The sequence below is a fragment of the Dyella tabacisoli genome (genome assembly GCF_003350925.1).
Classification (GTDB): Bacteria; Pseudomonadota; Gammaproteobacteria; order Xanthomonadales; family Rhodanobacteraceae; genus Dyella_C; species Dyella_C tabacisoli.
Map to the genome: position 1 here is coordinate 130,540 of NZ_KZ857179.1, position 20,412 is coordinate 150,951.

General features: G+C 60.0%; 12 protein-coding genes. 11 read left to right on the forward strand and 1 reads right to left on the reverse strand.

The genetic code is table 11. The features are described from left to right. Positions 1-313: 313 nt before the first annotated feature. The 10 genes from DVJ77_RS15595 to DVJ77_RS15640 all read left to right on the forward strand — a co-directional run bounded on the left by DVJ77_RS15595 (position 314) and on the right by DVJ77_RS15640 (position 16,003). A complete protein-coding gene (locus DVJ77_RS15595; RefSeq protein ID WP_114846443.1) occupies positions 314-2,332 on the forward strand; it encodes an NHL repeat-containing protein in 2,019 nt (672 codons plus the stop codon). Then, positions 2,329-2,730: a hypothetical protein gene (locus DVJ77_RS15600; protein ID WP_114846444.1), complete on the forward strand. Its 402-nt coding sequence runs from the start codon at positions 2,329-2,331 to the stop codon at positions 2,728-2,730. Before DVJ77_RS15595 ends, DVJ77_RS15600 begins: the two co-directional genes overlap by 4 nt. Continuing rightward, entirely contained in the window at positions 2,727-3,881 is a 1,155-nt protein-coding gene (locus DVJ77_RS15605; RefSeq protein ID WP_114846445.1) for a cytochrome-c peroxidase, read from the forward strand. Before DVJ77_RS15600 ends, DVJ77_RS15605 begins: the two co-directional genes overlap by 4 nt. Before the next feature lie 164 nt (positions 3,882-4,045). Then, positions 4,046-5,797 carry an alkaline phosphatase family protein gene (locus DVJ77_RS15610; RefSeq protein WP_114846446.1) on the forward strand — a complete coding sequence of 584 codons (1,752 nt, stop codon included), beginning with the start codon at positions 4,046-4,048 and terminating at the stop codon, positions 5,795-5,797. A 603-nt stretch (positions 5,798-6,400) separates the two neighbouring features. Continuing rightward, positions 6,401-8,683, forward strand: coding sequence for a TonB-dependent receptor (locus tag DVJ77_RS15615; protein WP_114846567.1), 2,283 nt, complete (start codon positions 6,401-6,403; stop codon positions 8,681-8,683). Between the two features lie 206 nt (positions 8,684-8,889). Continuing rightward, complete coding sequence (locus DVJ77_RS15620) at positions 8,890-9,954, forward strand: glycerophosphodiester phosphodiesterase (protein WP_114846568.1); 1,065 nt, start codon at positions 8,890-8,892, stop codon at positions 9,952-9,954. A gap of 74 nt (positions 9,955-10,028) precedes the next feature. After that, the gene (locus DVJ77_RS15625) at positions 10,029-11,372 is read left to right on the forward strand and encodes an alkaline phosphatase family protein (RefSeq protein WP_225428035.1); all 1,344 of its coding nucleotides are present in this window, start codon (positions 10,029-10,031) and stop codon (positions 11,370-11,372) included. Positions 11,373-11,558: 186 nt separating this feature from the next. Continuing rightward, positions 11,559-13,862, forward strand: coding sequence for a TonB-dependent receptor (locus DVJ77_RS15630; protein ID WP_114846447.1), 2,304 nt, complete (start codon positions 11,559-11,561; stop codon positions 13,860-13,862). Positions 13,863-14,045: 183 nt separating this feature from the next. Next, the gene (locus DVJ77_RS15635; RefSeq protein ID WP_114846448.1) at positions 14,046-14,774 is read left to right on the forward strand and encodes a lysoplasmalogenase; all 729 of its coding nucleotides are present in this window, start codon (positions 14,046-14,048) and stop codon (positions 14,772-14,774) included. After that, positions 14,771-16,003, forward strand: coding sequence for a sterol desaturase family protein (locus DVJ77_RS15640; RefSeq protein ID WP_114846449.1), 1,233 nt, complete (start codon positions 14,771-14,773; stop codon positions 16,001-16,003). The genes DVJ77_RS15635 and DVJ77_RS15640 overlap by 4 nt, the downstream gene beginning before the upstream one ends. A 264-nt stretch (positions 16,004-16,267) precedes the next feature. Here DVJ77_RS15640 and DVJ77_RS15645 read toward each other — a convergent pair whose 3' ends face one another. Then, entirely contained in the window at positions 16,268-18,763 is a 2,496-nt protein-coding gene (locus tag DVJ77_RS15645) for a TonB-dependent receptor (protein WP_114846450.1), read from the reverse strand. A gap of 203 nt (positions 18,764-18,966) precedes the next feature. On the opposite strand from DVJ77_RS15645, the gene DVJ77_RS15650 reads away from it, so the two are divergent. Next, a complete protein-coding gene (locus tag DVJ77_RS15650; RefSeq protein WP_114846451.1) occupies positions 18,967-20,403 on the forward strand; it encodes an amino acid permease in 1,437 nt (478 codons plus the stop codon). The last annotated feature ends 9 nt before the right edge of the window (positions 20,404-20,412 follow it).

Sequence of the window (20,412 nt, forward strand, 5' to 3'; positions counted from 1 at the left end):
CCAACAACATTATTGGCGCCATGTTGGGGTTCGCTTCGCTCACCACCAACCTACCGGACGTTGAGGCGGTTTGGACGGCCATGCCGGCGCGGTGCGGGGTTTTGTTCAGATTAATTCGGGTAGGTGATGATTATGTGATTATCACCTAAAAATAATAAAAATTATAAATGTTGGCCGCATAACCCCCTCCTATGTCGAATATCGATGACGTTATAGTAAATAACGGAAGACTTGTTGATAGCTTCAGTAACCCGCGACTAGCGGCGATGACTGTTGGGGATCGATCGGTAACTTCTCTGCGAGGAGCAGGCCAATGCGTGCTTTAACTCGTTCTTTAGTGCTGCTTTCCACCTTCTCTTGTATCTGCTTGGCGGGCGAGCTGCCGGCACCGCCGGATGAGCTTAAATATCCCAATATCGTCAAGCCTACCTATGAATACAAATCATGGGGTTATGCAGAGGCTGATCTCAACGATCCCTACACCTGCAGGCACACGCCGCAAGGTCAATTGCTGATCTCGGATTTCGAGAACAATGCCGTCAAGATTTTCGATTTCTCGACGCATAACCTGAGCGTGAAGCATCTCTACGATGAGAAGGGCATTGCGCTATCAAAGATGCTGCCCTTCTCAGCAGCAATGAGCGACGATGGCCATATCTTCGTCGTTGATCGTCATTCGGAGCGATTGCTGGAATTCGATGCTGACGGGCATCTTCTTAAACGCTTTGGTGGCGACAAGGCCAATGAAAAGCTATTCGATGGCGGCAAAATCGCCCTTGCCGGCAATCTGATCGCGGTTGCCGATTCGGGGCATAACCGCGTACTGGTTTATCAGCGTGACGGTACATTGGAACGCATCATTGGAAAGTACGGGCGCAACGAGGGTGAGTTTGACAGCCCAGAAAGCGTTGCTTTCGCCCCCAATGGCGACCTGCTGGTACTCGATACGTATAACAATCGAGTGCAAACCTACGACAGCCATTTTGCGAAGAAGGCGGTCTGGGGATCCTGGGGGTCATTCAAGGGTTTTCTCGCCAATCCCAGTGATATCGCGGTTGGACCGGATAACACGGTATATATCACCGATCTATTGAACCATCGTATCGAGGCGTTCGGCCTCGATGGATCCTTCAAGTATCAATTCGGCCGCCACCCACCCACGGCGCACGAGGGGGCGGGGCGGGTTCATTACCCCACCAGCATCTCGATATCGCCATCCGATGGCAGTCTGGCCGTATGTGAACCTTTCGAAAGTCGTTTTCAGCGCTTTTCGCTGAGTGGCGTATCGGAAGTGCGCAACGTCAACGATTCGGCCTGGTGGGAGAAAGGCACCAAGTTCCACTATGGCTCCAAGGCATCGGCAAGCGCATCGCTTCTCGCCGTTTCCGAGCCGGACACACACGCCATTCTGCTATTTCATTTGGATGGCCAGACAACCTCACTCGCCGAGATCATCGGTGGCGAGGGGCATCTTCCCGGCCAGTTCACCCGGCCATCGGGTCTCGCGCTCGACGAAGCTGCGAACCGGCTACTGGTAAGCGATTCGGGCAATCATCGCATCCAGGAGTTCTCGATCGACACGGCGGCCGTGGACAGGGGCGCCAAGACCGCCAAGGCCAATATCAGCCCGACGGGTAACGTGCTATCGGGTACGCCGAATGCGCCGCAATCTTTGAAATTTGTGGCAAGTCATCAGATCGCCATGAAAGCGGACCCACGGATGGAGCGGATGGGGAGACCGGCGGTCGAACCGGTTATTGAACCAAGCGCTATTCGGGTCGGCCCGGACGGCCGGCTGTTTGTCGCCGATCCCGAGAACAACCGCATCTTGGCGCTCAATGCGGATTACTCGATCAATGCCGTCATCGGTGGTACCGACAAAGCCTCTGGAGGCCTGAGCAATCCGCTTGATTTCTCGTTCTCCAAGGACGGCAAAGCCATTTTTGTCGTGGACCACTACAACTACCGCGTCGTTAAATTTTCCATCGCCGGAAAATTCTTAATGCAAATCGGCGGCGCGGGAAGCACGCCAGGCAAGTTCGTATTGCCCTTCGGGATCTGCTCCGGTCATGACGGCTACCTCTACGTGTCTGATGTCGGTGGGCAGCGCATGGAGAAATTTACCGAACAAGGCCAGTTCATCAAACAATGGGGACGCTGGGGCACCGGCCCTGGTGAGTTCTACAAACCCAAGGGTGTCGCGCAGTTGGCCGATAACACGTTGGTGGTGATTGATTTCGGCAATCATCGCGCGCAGATGTTCGATCCCGAAGGCCAGTTCATTAAAACGTTCGGAATCGAGAATGCCGTCGTCAATACAGTCCGGCCATGACCTTTCGCGCCATGGTGGCGATAGGCACGATGTCGCTGTTGGCGACGACAGCAGCGACATCCATCAGTGCGCAGGCCATGCAGGTGAGTTCCAGCGATGGTGTTTGGACCGTTGGATTCGGTCCATCCACGGACTTTCGCATCGGTAGGGAAGGGGCGTTGGATGTACGGCTGACACCAAATAGCCAAGGTGCTTGCGCGCAAGTGACGGAGGCCGTTCTGGAGATGCCGCAACACGGACACGGTGCCGACTCTTCGCCTCGGGTGATGGCTAACGGACTCTGCCAGAGTCGCGTCGAGGGCATTGCGCCGACCATGCGCGGAAGGTGGCGCCTGCGACTTATTCTGGGCGCAGGTAATCAAACCAGCGTTGCCGATATCGGGATCGAGGTGCAATGACATCGTTTCGATGCCATGCCTGGCTGTTGGCGATAGGGATGTGCTTCTTCGCCGGCCAGGTGGCGGCACAAACCGCCCCGTTGAGCGACGTGCTTAATGCCCTGGGCTTGACGAAGGATAATGTGCCCGCCCTGCGGCACGATCCGGTTGCCAGAGCCGGCCCGTTCTTCGATGCGCGGTTGTCCGCAGACGCCAAGCGATCATGCGCAAGTTGTCATGAACCGGGAAAGGCGTGGACAGGGTCGGTTGTTGCGGCGGCTGCCGGCGAGCCAGACAAGCGCGCCGTGCCAAGCCTCAACGCCGCCGGCCAGGCGAGTTTCTTGTTCTGGGACGGCCGCGCCAACTCACTCGAAGCCCAGGTCATGGAGGTGCTGGAGAATCCCGTCGAAATGAATGGGTCGCGCCTGCTCGCGGTCAAGTTCAGCGCTAATCCCGATTCAGGCGTTACCGATTGCCGCCCAGATACTCGGTTGCTGAGCGAGTTGAACGATATCGGCAACGAGCAGTTGTCCAGCCGTCGCTATCGCTCCATCTATGAGCGTATGTCGCTGGACGACCGGCGCGCGGTAGATCGAAGTTTTGCTTGCGTGGCTCATGCGATCGCGCAATTCGTTCGGGCGATTCCGTACCCGGAGAATCTTTGGTCGGCGGCTACCCTGGGTCAGCGCGATCCGGCGAAGGAGAATCCCGCGGCTTTTCGTGGCGCCATCGTTTTCGCCGGTAGTGGCCGATGCGCCACCTGCCATTACGGCCCGTACATGACCGACAATCAGTTTCACAACATCGGCATCGGCGATCTGAAGGAGGCCGACATCTCCGATCCAGGCCGGTATGGCGCCGTCAAAGCCATGGCGAACAATCCCTATAACCAGTTGGCGACATCCAATTATTCACCCACCGGGGCGATTACCCGCTTTCGATTGTCCGAGGAAATGTGGGGCGCATTCAAAACCCCTTCGCTGCTGCAACTCAACGAGATCGGCCCTTATATGCATAACGGCAAGTACAAATCCATCGAAGAGGTGGTGGACTACTACGATACGTTGCGCGGCTCAGTCGCCCCTCCGCATCATTACAACGGTCTGATCGTGCCCTTGCATCTCTCGCCGACAGAGCGTGCGGATCTGATTGCATTTCTAAAGTCGCTTTAGGCGCTGGCTTGAAATAGAGGTGATGCCTCACGTGGCGCAACGTTGGGGTTCGCTTTGCTCACCCCAACCTATCTTCACCCCAATGTGTGCGCCGCGAATCCACGTCATATGCCTGGGCTATCATCGGCGGTTCACGATGTTGAGCCGATGCAAAGGGTTGTCTGATGAATCATTCGTTGCCGCTTGTGCGCCGTAGTTTGTGGGTCGCCGCTGTTGCTTTGTTGAGTGCCTGCGCCAGTCAAAGTGGTACTTCGCCGGTGGCGCGCACGGCATCTATCGATGTGCCGACTATCCAGCGACCGGGTGGCGAGACGCCGCAATGGTGGTTCCGTAATGGCGCGGCGCAGGCGGCGCTGGCATCGACGCAGGCGAATACGCATGGGCAGCAGGCGAAGAACGTGATCGTTTTTCTCGGCGATGGCATGAGCATTCCCACTATTGCGGCGGCGCATGTATTGGCCGGTCAGCGCAAGGGTGTGGATGGCGAGAGTTATCGCTTGAGCTTCGAGCAGTTTCCGTTCAGCGCGCTGAGCCGCACTTATGAAACCGATCAGCAGACGCCGGATTCGGCCGGCACGATGACGGCGATCATGACGGGTGTGAAGACGCGTGCTGGTTTTATCGGCGTATCGCAGCTACCTAAGCGTCAGGATTGTGCGGCCAGTCGCGGGCAAGAGTTGGTGACTACGCTGGAGCTGGCGGCCAATGCCGGCATGAGCACCGGCGCGATCACCACCACACGAATCACTCATGCCACACCGGCGGCCACCTATGGCCATCTGCCTGAGCGCAATTGGGAGGTGGATGCCGAATTGAGTGCGGCGGCGAAGGCGGCCGGCTGCAAGGATTTCGCCGCTCAGTTGATCGATTTCCCCTCGCGCAACGGGCTTACCGTGGCCATGGGCGGCGGCCGCACGGAGTTCATGTCGGCCGGCGAGTCCGATCCGGGCTATCCGAATAAAGTCGGACAACGTTTGGATGGCCGCGACTTGCTCGCCGAATGGAAGGCCAAACATCCCGATGGCGCTTATGTATGGAATGCGCAGCAACTGAAGGCGCTGGATCTTTCGCGCACGCCGCGCTTGCTTGGTTTGTTTAACCCATCGCATATGAGCTTCGATCATGAGCGCATCGAGAAAAAAGCGGATGAGCCCAGTCTGGCCGAAATGACGAGTAGCGCGATCGAGGTGCTTAAGCAGAATCCGAATGGTTTCTTCTTGATGGTCGAGGGCGGCCGTATCGATCACGCCCTGCACGCGGGCAATGCCTATCGCGCCCTGGATGAAACGATTGCGTTCTCGGATGCGGTGCAAGCAGCGCTGCAAAACACCGACCCGGCCAATACCTTGATCGTGGTCACCGCCGATCACAGCCACACGATGACCTTTGCCGGCTATCCGCGTCGTGGCAACGATATCCTCGGGCTGGTGCAGGGACATACCGATAGTTATGACGAGGAGGGTGGTGCGGGCCTCGCTCACGATGCCACCGGCAAGCCTTACACCACGCTGGGGTTTGCCAATGGTCCGGGCTATACCGGCGCCAGCGACAAGCAGCCAGAGGGCGCCAAGCGCTATCCGCATAGTCCCAGTGAATACCAGGAAATCGTCAAAGGCCGCCCCGATCTGCACAAACACGATACGACCGAGCCGAACTATATGCAGGAGTCCATCGTGCCACTGAAGTCGGAAACGCATGGCGGCGAAGACGTGGCGATCTTCGCTAACGGGCCGGGTGCGGCCGCGTTCCATGGCGAGCTAGAGCAAAACGCGATCTTCCACATCATCGTGCAGCATGCACCGCGCCTACGTGCCGAGTTGTGCCAGCTAGGTAGTTGCAATGCCGAGGGTGTGCCGGTGGATCGGCCGACGTATGAGGCATGGCTGCAGCGGGCGAGTGTGCCGGCGAAGCCTTGAGATTGACTCCCTCCCCTGCGAGTCCCGAAAAAGGGACTCCCTTCGGTCGCAGGGAGGGTTGGGGAGGGGTGAAGGCTTGCGGCAAGGTTGCACCCCCTCCCAGCCTCCCCCTGCAAGCAGGGGGAGGAGCACAACGCTCGCTGCTTTTGACGTTGGTTTTTGACCTTGGGGCCCCTGTGCGTCGGTGAGGGTTGGACGACAAGGCCCGCAGGGGCATCGACATGGATGTCGATGCCTTTTCGCCAGGGCAGGAAGCCCTGTCGAAAAGCCCGGCCGACCCTCACGTACCCGAAGGGCGACTCACCGGGGTGGCCTTCTCTTTGGTTACTTTCTCTTGGCCACTCAAGAGAAAGTGACTCGGACCCCGGCAGGGGTTCGAAAGCCCGCCGCAGGCGACCAACCTAGCCACACCCCCCCACAAGTTTCCAACACGAAACCAAGCCCCACACCAACCCGTAACCAAAGTGTCAAAGAAAAGACATGTGAAAATTTCATGATGCTGAGCTATCCGCACGTACTTACGCCGGATTCTCAGAGCTTCAGGAGCTTCACGTGATACAGAAAACCATGCTTGCGGCCGCGATGGCCGTGGCTTTCGCCACCATGAGCTATACGGCTGCGGCCACCGAAGTCGATGCGCCGGTCGCTGCCGATGCCGCGCCGGCCAAGACCGATGCTGCAAAAAATCTCGAAACCGTATCGGTGATCGGCCAGGGCGAAACGCGGCAGGTGCAGCGTATTACCGTGAAAGATGTCGCCGTGTTGCCGCCGGGTGCCAGCATCCAGAAAGTGCTTAACCGCATGCCCGGTGTGAACGTGCAATCCAACGATGCTTTCGGCGCGAACGAAGAGTCGCAGACGATCAGCTTGCGCGGCTTCAATGGCCAGCGCCTGGGCTACACGCTGGACGGTCTGCCGCTGGGCGACAACGCCTACGGCAACTACAACGGTCTCAATATCAGCCGTGCCTTGATTGCCGAAAACTTCGGCGGCGCCGAGCTGGCGCAGGGCATCGGCGGCCTGGGTACGGCATCGACCAGCAATCTGGGCGGCGCCATTCAGTATTACTCCGATGATCCGGCGACGACCTTCGGCGGTCGTTTCGGACAGACCTTCGGCACCGATCAAAACCGCCGCACCTATCTGCGCCTGGATAGCGGCGACTACCACGGCTTCTCGATGTATCTGTCGGCCATCCGCGCCACCGCCGATATGTGGGCGCAGCCGAATTCGCCGACGTCGACCAAGCAGTTCAACGCCAAGGGCGTGTATCAGTTCGATGGTGGCCGCATTACCGCGTTTGCCGATACCTCGCGCACCTCGCAGGCCGACTACGCTTACTTGTCCAAGAGCGGCATGTCGCGCGGCCTGGGCTGGGACTGGAATCTGTATGCGCCCGATTGGAAGCGGGCATTGTCGGCGGCTTATTGCGCGCCGGTATACACCATCAAGGGCAAGCAGGATGCTCGCTGTGGTTTTTCCGGCGGCGTCGACAATATCGATGATGCTTACTATCAGAGCCGCGCCTTGCGCAGCGATGATTTGTATTATCTCGCCGGCGATTTTTTCCCCAGCGACGGCGTCACTGTGCATGCGCAGGTGTATCACCACGAGAACGCCGGGCAGGGCCATTGGTGGTCGCCGGGACAAAAGTCGTATCCGGGCACGCCGCAGGAATTGCCGATCTCGATCCGCAGCACCAACTACAAGATCAACCGCAACGGCGCGATCGCCTCGCTGGCGTGGGAAATCGGCGGCCATCATCTGGAAGGTGGCGTGTGGTACGAGCAGAACCATCACAACGTCGAGCGCAATTTCTACTGGATCAGCAGCCCGATCAACGACGACACCTATCTGAGCGATCCCAACCGGCGCCTATTCAGCCAGGCTTATGTCATCACCACGCGCCAGGCGTATCTGCAAGACAGCTTCAAGCTGTTCGACGATAAGCTCAGTGTGGACATCGGCGTGAAGAGCCCGCACACCACGATGACCGCGCGCAATGCGGGCAACATCATGGCCGAAGCGCCGGTGGCCAATGGCACGCTCAAGGCCAGCAAGACTTTATTGCCGCAGATTGGCCTGGGCTACAAGATCGACGATAAGCAGGAGCTGTTCCTCTCCTACGCCAAGAACATCGCGGCGTTCCAGGGCGGCGGTGCCAGTGGTCCGTTGCTGGTGACCCAGGCGGCCTACGATGCGACCAAGGGCAACCTCAAGCCGGAGCAATCGCGCACGATCGAAGGCGGTTATCGCTATGTGCAGCGTGATTTCGAGGCATCGGTGGCCTTGTATGACGTGAAGTTCGACAACCGCCTACTTTCGCTCAACCCGTGCCCGAGCATTCAGCAGGGCACCACGCCGGCGTGCACCACGCGCTTCTACAACGTGGGTTCGGTGAGCAGCCATGGCGCCGAGTTCAGCTTTATCTGGAAGCCGCTTGAGCATTTCGAGTGGTACAACTCGGCCTCGTTCAACCGCTCCACGTACGACAACAACTTCACCCAGAATGGCGTGGTGATTCCGACCCAGGGCAGGGTGACGGTCGATACGCCGCGGCGCATGTTCGCCAGCGAGATCAACTGGACCTATGGCCCGTGGAACGTGAGCCTGCGCGGCAAGTACACCGGCGGTCGCTACTACACCTACACCAACGATCAGGGCTTTGGCGGCTACACCGCGTTCGATTTCGGTGCCGGCTACGATTTCGGTGCGGTCAGCTTTGCCAAGGACGTGCGTTTGTCGTTGAACATCACCAACCTGACCGACAAACGCTACGCTTCCAACCTCACTGCGTTTGCCAATATCGATCCGAACGGCCGTCAGTTGGCGTTTCATGCAAGTGCCCCACGGCAGAGCTTTCTTACGTTGGACGTGAAGTTCTAAGAGCTGACCCCTCCCCAACCCTCCCCTACAAGTAGGGGAGGGAGCTGACTGAGGCGAGCTCTGGCTTTTAGCTCCTCCCCCTGCTTGCAGGGGGAGGCTGGGAGGGGGTAAATCTTGCGGCAAGATTTGCACGTCCATCACTACGGAATCACCCGATGAAACCTTTAAGCTGGCTGGCACCACTTCTCGCGATTGGATCGCTGGCCATGGCTGCTCCCGTACACGCAACCGATCATTCCCTCGACGTCAAACCGCTGGCGCGCAAAGTGCTGGTGATCGGCCACCGTGGCGCCAGTGCGCTGCGGCCGGAGCACACGCTGGCCTCGTATGGCCGGGCGATTGCCGATGGCGCGGATTTCGTCGAGCCCGATCTGGTGATGACCAAGGATGGCGTGCCGGTGGCACGCCACGAGAACGAGATCAGCGGCACCACCGATGTCGCCAGCCACACGGAGTTCGCCGGGCGCAAGGCGACCAAGACCATTGACGGTCAAAAGGTCACCGGCTGGTTTACCGAAGACTTCACCCTGGCCGAATTGAAGACGCTGCGCGCGCGCGAGCGGTTACCGCAGTTTCGCAGCACGCAATACGACGGCGAGTTTCAGATTCCCACGCTGGAAGACATCATCGAGTTCGTCGCCACCGAGTCGGCTACGCAAGGGCGTGTCGTCGGCATCATTCCCGAGATCAAGCACGGTACCTATTTCCAGAAGATCGGCTTGCCGATGGAAGACCGCGTGCTGGCCATTCTCGCCGCCCATTCGTACACCCGCACGGCGCCGGTAGAGATTCAGTCGTTCGAGATTGCCAACTTGCGTTATCTGCGCGGCAAGCTCGGCAAGGATCATCAGAATATCCGTCTGCTGCAGCTTTACGGCGACGTCAAAGAGCAGCCCTATGACGTGACTGCCAGCGGCGGCAAGCTGACTTTCGGCGAGATGATGAAACCGGCCGGGTTGCGCGAAGTGGCGACCTATGCCGATGCGATCGGGCCGAATATCCGCTCGATCATTCCGCTCGCCGCCGACGGCACACTGGGCAAGCCGACCGCCCTGGTGCGCGATGCGCACGCGGCCAAGCTGGAGCTGCATCCGTATACCTTCCGCCCGGAGAATTACTTCCAGGCGAAGAACTTCCAGCAGGGCAGCGATCCGAAGACCTTTAACGAGGCCGGCTCGATTGCCGAGATCCGCGCTTATCTGGATGCCGGTATCGATGCGTTCTTTACCGACGACCCGGCGCTTGGACGCAAAGCGCTCGATCAGCGCTGAACCCTGGTGTCGGACCATCTTGAGGGGGAGGGGCGTCAGTTGCGGCTGGCGCTCCTCCGCCAATCATTTACAGCATGAGTAAACCTATGCGCCATTCGATGCGTCGCCTCGCCATCGCTGTTCTTGCCCTCGCTTTTGTAGCCTCGGCGAGTGCTACACCGGTGCTGCTTATCTCCATCGATGGTCTGCGCCCGGCCGATGTGCTGGAAGCAAAAAAGCATGGTTTGAAGTTGCCCAACCTGGAGCGCTTTCTCAGCCGGGGCGCTTATGCCAGCCAGGTGCGCGGTGTGCTGCCGACCCTGACCTATCCCAGCCATACCACCTTGATTACCGGTGTTTCGCCGGAGCGCCATGGTATCGGCGGCAATCTCACGTTCGACCCCACCAACAAGAATCAGCAGGGCTGGTATTGGTATAGCAGCGATATTCGCGTGCCGACCCTGTGGGACGCGGCGCATGCGGCGGGTTTGAGCACGGCGAATGTGCATTGGCCGGTGAGCGTGGGCGCGACGGTGGATTGGAACCTGCCGCAGATCTGGCGTACCGGTTTGGCCGATGACCGCAAGCTGCTCGCGGTATTGGCCACCCCCGGTTTACTGCCGGACATGGAGAAAGATCTCGGCGCGTATGCCGATGGCATGGACGAGAGCATGGCCGGCGACGAGACCCGCGCGCGTTTCGCCGTGCAATTGCTGCAAACCCATAAGCCGCAATTCATGACGGCTTATTTCACCGCGCTCGATCACGAGCAGCATATGAGCGGACCCGATACACCGGCCTCGCGCGCCGTGCTGGAGAAGATCGATGGCTTGATCGGCAACCTCGTGACCACCGCGCAGCGCGTGCATCCCGATGGCGTAGTGGCGGTGGTCTCCGATCATGGTTTCTTGCCGGTGCAGCAGGACGTGAATCTGTATATGCCTTTTATCAAGGCAGGTCTGATTACTTTGAAAGATGGCCTGGTTACCGATTGGCAGGCGATGCCGTGGAACGACGGCGGCAGCGCAGCGATTGTATTGCGCGAGCCGGACAATGCCGAGTTGAAGGCCAAGGTGTTGGCCTTGCTCTCGCAGTTGCAAGCTGATTCGGCTTACGGCATCGATCGGGTACTCGATCACACTCAATTGGTGGCGCAAGGCGGCACGGCGCAGGCGAGCTGGTTCGTGTTGTTCAAGACTGGCTACGAGATGGCTGGCAAGCCGGATACGCCGCTGCCTTCGCCCAGTCATTACCGCGGCATGCATGGTTACGATCCGGCGCTGCCGGCGATGCGTTCGACCTTCTTGCTCGCGGGCAAGGGCGTGCCTGCCGGGAAAAATCTCGGTGAGATCGACATGCGCGATATCGCGCCGACACTGGCGAGCTTGCTGGGTGTGAGCCTGCCGCAAGCACAAGGCAAAGCCCTGCTCTCGCCATGAGATGGCGGCGCGTTTCAAGCGCGTTGCGGTAAATGTGAAAAGTATGTTTACGGTTGACACACGCGAGTAAAGAAACTTTCACAAAACCCCTCCATCCTTGTGCGAATGGCCTTGGGGTGGCCTTCGATTTCTCTCACTAAATGTCGTGGCGTGCCGCGAATGCGGACGGCTGCGCGAAGGATAAGCATGTCTGCTCGTAGGATTTTCATACGTAAAACCGGCCTCGCTTTGGCGCTGCTCGCCGCGTTCAACGGCGTGGCGCTGGCTGAAGACAACGTCCCCGCTGGTGCAGTTGCTCCGGCTGGCGCCGCTGCTACAGCGGACACCGCAGATGCCGCGGCCGATAAGGCCAAGACGCTTGAATCTGTGTCGGTAATCGGCCAGGGCGAGTCGCGCCAGGTGCAGCGCATCAGCGCCGACGACGTGAAGATCTTGCCGCCGGGCACCAGTCCATTGAAGGTGTTGCAGAGCAAGCCGGGCGTGCATTTCGAGTCGGCCGATCCGTTCGGTGCTTATGAGTGGTCCACGCGCATCAGCTTGCGCGGTTTCAATCAGAGCCGCCTGGGTTTCACCCTGGACGGTATTCCGCTGGGCGATATGAGCTATGGCAATAACAACGGCCTGCATATCAGCCGCGCCTTGATCTCGGAGAACCTCGGCAGCATCGAGCTGGCCGAAGGTATCGGTGCCTTGGGCACGGCCTCCACCAGCGATCTGGGTGGCGCGGTGCAGTTCTACTCGTCGGACCCGACGCCGAACTATGGCGTCACCTTTGCGCAGGGCATCGGCAACGACAGCGCCAGGCGTACCTTTGTGCGCGTCGATACCGGCGACCACAATGGCTTCGCCATGTATGTGTCGGGTGCTTATTCCACGGTGGACAAGTGGAAAGGCGATGGCGCGCAGGAGCAGATGCAGTTCAACACCAAGGCCGTATACGACTTCGGTGATAACCGCATCGGCGCGATGCTGACCACCTCGGACCGCGACGAGACCGACTATCAAGATTTGTCGAAAGACATGCTGCATCGGCTGGGCTGGAACTGGGACAACTACGCGCCGGATTGGCAGCGCTCGGTCAATGCGGCCAAGGGCATCTACACCGGCGGCGTGAATAACCCCGACGACGCGTACTTCGCCGGCCGTGGCGTGCGTAAAGACCGCATCGGCAGTGTCTTCGGCGACTTTGCGCTGGCCGAAGGCCTGCGCTTTAAGGCCACCGGCTACTACCACACCGATCGTGGCCAGGGTCACTGGTTCACGCCGTATCAGGCGTCGTTTCCGGGCACGCCGCAGGAAGTGCCGATCTCGTTGCGCACCACCGAGTACGGCATCGACCGCGCCGGTGTCACCGCCGCGTTGAACTGGGAGATCGGCGCGCATCATGTGGAAGCCGGCGTGTGGTACGAGGACAGCAACCACAACGTGCAGCGCAACTATTACTTCGTCAACGGCCCGATCGATGATCGCAAGTTCATGACGAACCCGGACATCCGTGTGTTTTATCAGCACTACGAAACCACGACCAAGCAGTTCTACATACAAGACAACATGAAGTTCATGGATGACCGTTTGTCGGTGGATGTCGGCTTCAAGGCGCCGGACACCACGGTCAAGGCGAAAGCGCTGGGGGGCACGGTCAAGAGCTATGCCAATGGCGAGTTGACCGCCAAGAAGAACTTCCTGCCGCAGGTCGGCGCCAGCTATAAGCTCGGCGATGGCTACGAAGTGTTTGCCTCGTACGCGAAGAATATTGCCGCGTTCCAGGCCGGCGTTAACGGCCCGCTGGCAACCACCCAGGTGGCTTTCGATGCGTTCGGCAAGCAGCTCAAGCCGGAACAGTCGCGCACGATCGAAGGCGGCGTGCGTAGCGTCAGCGACTTCTACGAAGCATCGCTGGCCGTGTATGACGTGAAGTTCGACCATCGCCTGCTGACGATTTCGCAGTGCGCCGGCATTGTCGGTTGCGCCAGCGCCTACGCCAACGTGGGTTCGGTGACCAGCCGCGGCGCCGAGCTGGCGGTCAATTTCAAATTGACCCAGCAACTGCGTTGGAACAACTCGATCTCGTACAACCGCGCTCGCTATGACGACGATTATTTGAATGGTGGCGTGGTAGTGCCGACCAAGGGCAAGACCGTGGTCGACAGCCCGAAGCAGTTGTTCTTCACCGAACTGGCCTGGATGTCCGGTCCGTGGGATCTGCGCATGTCGGCCAACTTCACCGGCAAGCGCTACTACACCTATACCAATGACGCTTCGGTGCCTTCGTTCTGGACCTTCAACGCGGCGGCGGCTTACGATGTGGGCAAGATCGGTGTGCTGCAGGATCTGAAGCTCGCGCTCAACGTGACCAACCTGGCGAACAAGAAATACTTCGGTTCGATCGGTACCAATGGCTTTATCGCCAACGATCCGCAGGGCCAGTTCGCCACCTTGCAGGCCGGCGCACCACGTGCGGCGATGCTGACGGCGACGCTGCGGTTCTGAAGCATCTGAAAGCGTGGGGCGGGGCTAAAAGCACCCCTCCCCAACCCTCCCCTGCGAAGCCGGGGAGGGACCCAATGAGGCGAGCTGTTGGCCCCTCCCCCTACTTGTAGGGGGAGGTTGGGAGGGGGCGCTCTTGCCGTAGCGTTACTATGCTCGAAAGATCCTTTTTCACAGGCATCGCGCATGGCGACAACGCAAGTCACTCAATCGACCGCACAACGCCCATGGCTTGCGGCGGCCACGATCATGACAGCGGCGGGGGCCATCCTTGGCGCGCTGCTGACGAGTTCCGCTGCAGACGGTTGGCAGCTATTGCACTGGCTGTGCAAGCCACTGACCACCGCGCTGATTTTTCTGCTGGCCTGGCGAACCGTGTTGCCCATATCGGTGCGTTACCGGCGCTTTATTCTGGCGGGCATCGGCTTCTCCTTGCTCGGCGATATCTTTCTGATGCTGCCGCAAGACCTTTTTATTGCCGGCTTGCTCAGCTTTTTGCTGGCGCATGCTTGTTTCATCGCCGCCTTCGCCGGCGGTCTGCCGTTCACCACGGGGCCATGGCAAGGAGTGCTGTGCCTGGCTTATGGCGCGCTGGCGTTATGGATACTGTGGCCATCTTTGGCGACGCCGCTACGCGGGCCGGTGATCGTCTATATGGCGGTTCTATTGACCATGTTGGTGCAGGCCCTGGCGCGTGCCGTGCGATTGCGCGAACGGGGCGATCCGCTGGCGGCGCCTGCGCGACTCGCGGTTATCGGCGCGGTATTGTTCGTCATCAGTGACAGCTTGCTGGCATGGGATCGCTTTCGCGCGGCGTTGCCGTTGGCGAGTTTATGGGTGCTGAGCAGTTACTGGGCCGCGTTGTGGCTGATCGCACGCTCGGTGTCGCGGCAGAGCCAGCTTAAACCGATATGAATACACCCGAGCTCATCATTACCTTGGCAACGCCGGTGTTCTTTGCGTTGATCGCGTTGGAACTGCTGGTAGCGAAACTGCGCGGGCGCAAGGCGTATCACGGCAGCGATGCCATCAACAGCATCGGGCTGGGGGTGATTTCGCAGATCGTCGGGGTGTTCGCCAAAGTGCTTTCGCTGGGCATCTATGCATGGTGCGTGGAGCATCTGGCGCTGTTCACGTTGTCGCCCGGCAGCCTCTGGGTATGGGCAAGCGGATTGCTGCTGTATGACTTTCTTTACTACTGGCTGCATCGCTGCGGCCACGAGGTGAACATCTTGTGGGCCGCGCATGTGGTGCATCACCAGAGCGAGGACTACAACCTGTCCACCGCGTTGCGCCAGACCAGCAGCGGCGCACTGCTGGGTTGGCTGTTTTATTTGCCGATGGCGTTGCTCGGCTATCCGCTGCAAGTGTTTGTGGTCGTCGCGCTGATCGATCTGCTGTATCAGTTCTGGGTGCATACCGAGATGGTGGGGCGATTGGGCTGGTTCGACCGCGTGTTCTGCTCGCCCTCCAATCACCGCGCTCATCACGCGGTGAACGATCGCTATCTGGATCGCAACTACGGCGGCATCCTGATTCTGTGGGACCGGCTGTTCGGCAGCTTCGTCGAAGAAGACGACAATGATCCGCCGCTGTACGGCACCCGCTCGCCGCTGCGCAGTTGGAACCCGCTATGGGCCAATGCCGAGGTTTACTGGGCCACCCTGCAAGACTGCTGGCATGCGCGGCGTTGGCGCGACAAGCTGTTGGTGTGGCTGAAGCCACCCGGCTGGCGGCCGGCCGATGTGGCCGAGCGCTATCCGAAACCGGCATTCGATCTTCGCCGCAAGCGCTTCGAGCCACCGATATCGCGCGCGCTGATAGGGTATTGCCTGGTGCAATTTGCGCTATTGCTGGCAATGGCGACGCAGTTTCTGCAGATGGCCGGCAGTGCGGGCATGCCTACGTTATTGGCCTATGCGGGCTATCTGGTATTTAGCCTGTGCGTGCTTGGTGCGTTGATGGAAGGGCGCCGGCAAGCGTTCTGGCTGGAAGGCGTACGCGTGCTGGCAACAGCTATCGTGCCGCTGGCCAGCGGGCGCTGGTTCGGGTTGGAGCACCTGGCGATGCCGCTGGCTGTCGCTTTGCTTCTCGTGTTTGCGCTAAGCGCAACAGCGTTACCGTGGCTTCGTAGGTTGGGGTGAGCAAAGCGAACCCCAACGTTGCGCGACGTTGGGAATCACCGTGATTCCCAATGTTGGCCGTGTTGGGAGTCATGGCGAGTCTCAATGTTGGCCGTGTTGGGTATCACCGCGAACCTCAACGTTGGCCATGTTCGACGTCGCCGCGAACCTCAAGGTCTCGCAACGTTGGGGTTCGCTTTGCTCACCCCAACCTACCGCTTGTTTGTGCTCAACGCGGGGGCGTTGCGCATGTCACGTTGTTGATCGAGCGATGCCGGGAGTGTTTTAAAACTTGGCGCGTAGCTCGATGCCCCACATTCGCGGTGGGGTGATGTTTTCCGCATAAGGCGTACCGAGCAGGGCGGTGACGTTGTTGATGGTGCCGACATAGCGTTGGTTGAACAGATTGTTGACGTAGGCGCCGACACCCCAGCGGTCGTTATTAGACGTCCAATCGAGTCTAAGATCGGTGCGTCGGCTGGCCTCGCCCAGATCGAACGCCGTCGTCGGCACCGCGCATTTGCCTTGATAGATCGAATCGGCATTGCAGCGTGTGCGGCCGCGATAGCCATATTGCGCATCGAAGGCCAGGTTGCCGCCGATCACGCCATGCCAGGTAAAGCCTGCACTGAGCGTGTAAGAGATCTTCGGCTCATCCACCGGCTGGCCGGAAATATCGATGCCGCTGGCGGCGATGGCATGACGATATTTGGAGTCGATGTAGGTGCCGTTGAAGCCTAGCCGCAGGTCGTCCAATGGATGCCATTGGGCTTCCAGTTCCAGGCCTTTCGCTTCCTGGTTGGTATTGCTGACCCGGTATTGCGGAATGCCGGCACCACCGGTGTGCGGCACCAGTTGCAGGGTCTGGCGGTTGTTGTAGCGGTAGTAGTAGATCGATGCGTTGAGCAGCAGATGCTGGTCCGGGAACACGCTCTTTACGCCGGTCTCCAGGTTCCACACTTTCTCTGGCGAAAACTCGGAATTGACTTGCACGCCGTTATAGCCGCCGGCCTTGTAGCCTTTGGCCAGCGAGGCGTAACCCATCACGTCGGGGGTGAATTTGTAGTCCAGCACCAGTCGCGGACTGACATCGCTCCAGCGATTGCGGCGCTGTACTTGTTGGCCGATGGCGTCGGTAAAGACCAGGTTCTGCGACAGGCCTGCGCGCAATCGCTGCGGCGTGGTGCCAGCCAATTGCGCCGCGAGTGCCAGCACACCGGCCTGGTCGAGCTGGTCTAGCGTGTGGTCCAGCGCCGGTGCGTAGCGCGACGGGGTGTACCAGTCGAACGATTTCTGATCGCGGGTGTAGCGCAGGCCGGTGGTGAGGTTCAGACGGTCGCTGAGATGCCAGATCACATCGCCATAAGCGGCATAGGACTTGAAGTTGCCGTGGTTATAGACGCTTTCGGTCCACGGGTCGCCGAGTAGCCGGTATGGCAGGCCGAACGAGCGCAGCAATGAGTCGAAATAACCGAACACACTGCCGTCCGGCGTACCTGTAGGCAGGCCGCTATGGATAGCCAGCGTATCGACCGTGTCGGTGGTGGCGCGCGCCAAACTGGTTTGCCGCGCTTGCTCCTGGTAGTAGCTGACGCCGCTGACCCAGTCGAGCAGATCGTTGTTGCCGGTCAGTTTGAACTCCTGGTACCAGGTATGGCCGCTGCCGAGTACGCCGGTATCGAGATGGCTGACGATGTGGTCGGTGCCGTCGCCGTCTTCGATGTGCGACATCCGGTAGCCGGTCCAGTTGGTGGTGGAGGTAAGGCTGCCCCAACCGAAACTGTGATCGATGCTGAGCGTGCCGGAGTTGAGTTGCCGCGCCTCGCGGCCGTCGCCGCTGTCGTTGTAGAACGGAGCATGCAGCGGATCGAGAAAATTGGCCGGGTTGGCGGGAAAGGGCGGACGCTGATGAGTATCGCGCGACAGCGGGATCAGCCCCATATCGATGCGCGAGGGCTGTTTGAGCCGGTCGTGGTCCCATGACAGCAGCACGCGCGTATCGGGCGTCAGGTTCCAGCGCCATACCGCACGGGCGCCCCATTCGTCGTCTTTGCCATAGTGCCGGCCGGTCGCGGCGTCGCGCAGCCAGCCGTTGCTCTGGTTATCGAGCACGCTCAGGCGAAAGGCCATGTCCTTGCCCATCGGGGCGTTGAGCAGCGCGTCGGCGTAGCGCCGCCCGTACTCGCCGAAGCGAATCCGTGCCTTGCCTTCGAGTTTGTCGGTGGGCTCGTTAGTGATGATCGAAATGGCACCGGAGGCGGTGTTGCGGCCGAACAGCGTGCCTTGCGGGCCTTTCAATACCTCTACCCGTGCCACGTCGTTGAGCGCCATCAGCGCGCCACCGGCGCGGGTTTGATACACGCCGTTGACGTAGATGCCGACGGCCGAATCGGTGCCGATGCCGAAGTCATTGGTTTCGATGCCGCGCAGGCGGTAAGTCGGCTGGGTGGGGTCGGTGGCATCGACCACCAGGCCCGGCACGAACAGGTTCAGACGGCTGAGATCGGTGGCCGCGACGGTGTCGATGTTTTGGGCGGTGAGGATGTTCAGCGCGATCGGCACCTGCTGCATTTCCTGCGTGCGGTTTTGTGCGGTCACGGTGATCTTGCCCAGCTCGGTCGGCTTGGCCGGTGTCGCTGAGGTAGTGGGTTGCGTACCGGGTTGTGCGGTGTCTTGCGCGGTGCCATGGGCCACGGCATGACTGGACCATGCGCTGGCACATGCCAAGCCGATGCAGGCGGCAAGCCTGCCCGTAGGAAACTTGCTCACGAGAATAGTCATCTTGTGCTGCTCCTCCTTAGCTAGCGATGTCTGAGTGGCGCTCTTATGCCGGGCGCCAACGCACCTGACCGCGACCGCCGTTTCCCCTGCCGCGCATGGTGCGGCATGCATACGCGCGCGTCTTGGCGCGCTGCACAAGCGGCCATCGCGGCACGCCGCGCTGCATTCGCTATGATCGCGGCTCGTTTCTCGGGGATTACTCAATGACTTTGCTGAGCAGGCTGATACGCCACAAGTCGGTCGAACAGTTGCAATCGGAGGTGGGCCGGCGCGGCGATTTTCGTCGAGTGCTTGGTTTGTGGCAGCTCACGGCCATCGGCATCGGCGGCATTATCGGTGTGGGTGTGTTCGTGTTGGCCGGTCAGCAAGCGGCGTTGAACGCCGGCCCGGCGGTGGCGTTGTCGTTTCTGATCGCCGGTATCGCCAGTGCGGCGGCGGCTTTGTGCTATGCCGAGTTCGCCGGGTTGATCCCGGTGACCGGCAGTGCCTACACCTATGGTTATGCGGTGCTGGGCGAACTGGCGGCCTGGTTGATCGGCTGGGATCTGTTGCTGGAATACGCACTCATCGTGGCGGTAGTGGCGATTGGCTGGTCGGGTTATGTGCAGTCGCTACTGGCGGCGGCGGGCATCACCTTGCCGGTGTGGGCGCAGGGTGCCCCACACACGGGTGAGGGGCGCGTGTTCAATGTCATCGCGGCACTTATCACGCTGGCGGTGGCCACCTTGCTCACCATGCGCACCGAATGGGGTGCGCGCCTGAATACCTTGATCGTCACCGTCAAAGTGATCGCCGTGGTGCTGGTGATCGGCGTGGGCGTGTTCTATATCGATCCGGCCAACTGGCATCCCTTTATTCCCGCACGAGTGGTCGGCCCGGATGGCGTGGGTCATTTCGGATTCAAAGGCGTCACCACCGCTGCCGCCGTGGTGTTTTTTGCCGTGTTTGGCTACGACACCCTGACGACGGCCGCCGAAGAGGCGAAGGACCCGCAGCGCGACTTGCCGCGTGCGGTGCTGTTGTCGCTGGGTGTGGCGATGGTGTTGTATCTGGCGGTATCGCTGGTGCTTACCGGCATCGCGCACTATCCGACGCTTAACTCCGATGCGCCGGTGGCCGATGCGTTCAAGGCATTGAACCTGCACTGGGTGGCGGTGGCGATTTCAATATCGGCGGTGATCGGCATCGCCAGCGTGTTGTTTGCTTTCATGCTGGGCGCGGCGCGTATCTGGTTTGCGCTGTCGCGCGACGGATTGTTGCCGGGCTGGTTCGCCAAGGTGCATCCGCGCTACGGCACACCGCATCGCCCGACCATCGCGCTGGGTGTGTTTACCGCCTTGGTGGCGGGTTCGCTGCCGTTGGGCGAGGTGGCGAAGCTGGTGAATATCGGCGTGCTGTCGGCCTTCATCGTGATCTGCAGCTCGGTGATTATGCTGCGTATCCGCAAGCCCGAATTGCCGCGCTCATTCCGCACGCCGTGGGTGCCGTGGGTGCCGTTGATCGGTATCGGTTTTTCGATCTGGCTGTTGTCTGAGCTGGCGCTGGTTACCTGGGGTGTATTCGTGGTCTGGGTGGGCCTGGGGCTGTTGGTTTACTTCGGCTACGGCATCCGGCACAGCAAGCTGGAAAAGCAGGGCTGAAAAGACGCA

Coding starts and splice junctions, on each gene's coding strand:
- DVJ77_RS15595 (WP_114846443.1), top strand. CDS start 314: ATGCGTGCTTTAACTCGTTCTTTAGTGCTGCTTTCCACCTTCTCTTGT.
- DVJ77_RS15600 (WP_114846444.1), top strand. CDS start 2,329: ATGACCTTTCGCGCCATGGTGGCGATAGGCACGATGTCGCTGTTGGCG.
- DVJ77_RS15605 (WP_114846445.1), top strand. CDS start 2,727: ATGACATCGTTTCGATGCCATGCCTGGCTGTTGGCGATAGGGATGTGC.
- DVJ77_RS15610 (WP_114846446.1), top strand. CDS start 4,046: ATGAATCATTCGTTGCCGCTTGTGCGCCGTAGTTTGTGGGTCGCCGCT.
- DVJ77_RS15615 (WP_114846567.1), top strand. CDS start 6,401: ATGAGCTATACGGCTGCGGCCACCGAAGTCGATGCGCCGGTCGCTGCC.
- DVJ77_RS15620 (WP_114846568.1), top strand. CDS start 8,890: ATGGCTGCTCCCGTACACGCAACCGATCATTCCCTCGACGTCAAACCG.
- DVJ77_RS15625 (WP_225428035.1), top strand. CDS start 10,029: ATGAGTAAACCTATGCGCCATTCGATGCGTCGCCTCGCCATCGCTGTT.
- DVJ77_RS15630 (WP_114846447.1), top strand. CDS start 11,559: ATGTCTGCTCGTAGGATTTTCATACGTAAAACCGGCCTCGCTTTGGCG.
- DVJ77_RS15635 (WP_114846448.1), top strand. CDS start 14,046: ATGGCGACAACGCAAGTCACTCAATCGACCGCACAACGCCCATGGCTT.
- DVJ77_RS15640 (WP_114846449.1), top strand. CDS start 14,771: ATGAATACACCCGAGCTCATCATTACCTTGGCAACGCCGGTGTTCTTT.
- DVJ77_RS15645 (WP_114846450.1), bottom strand. CDS start 18,763: ATGACTATTCTCGTGAGCAAGTTTCCTACGGGCAGGCTTGCCGCCTGC.
- DVJ77_RS15650 (WP_114846451.1), top strand. CDS start 18,967: ATGACTTTGCTGAGCAGGCTGATACGCCACAAGTCGGTCGAACAGTTG.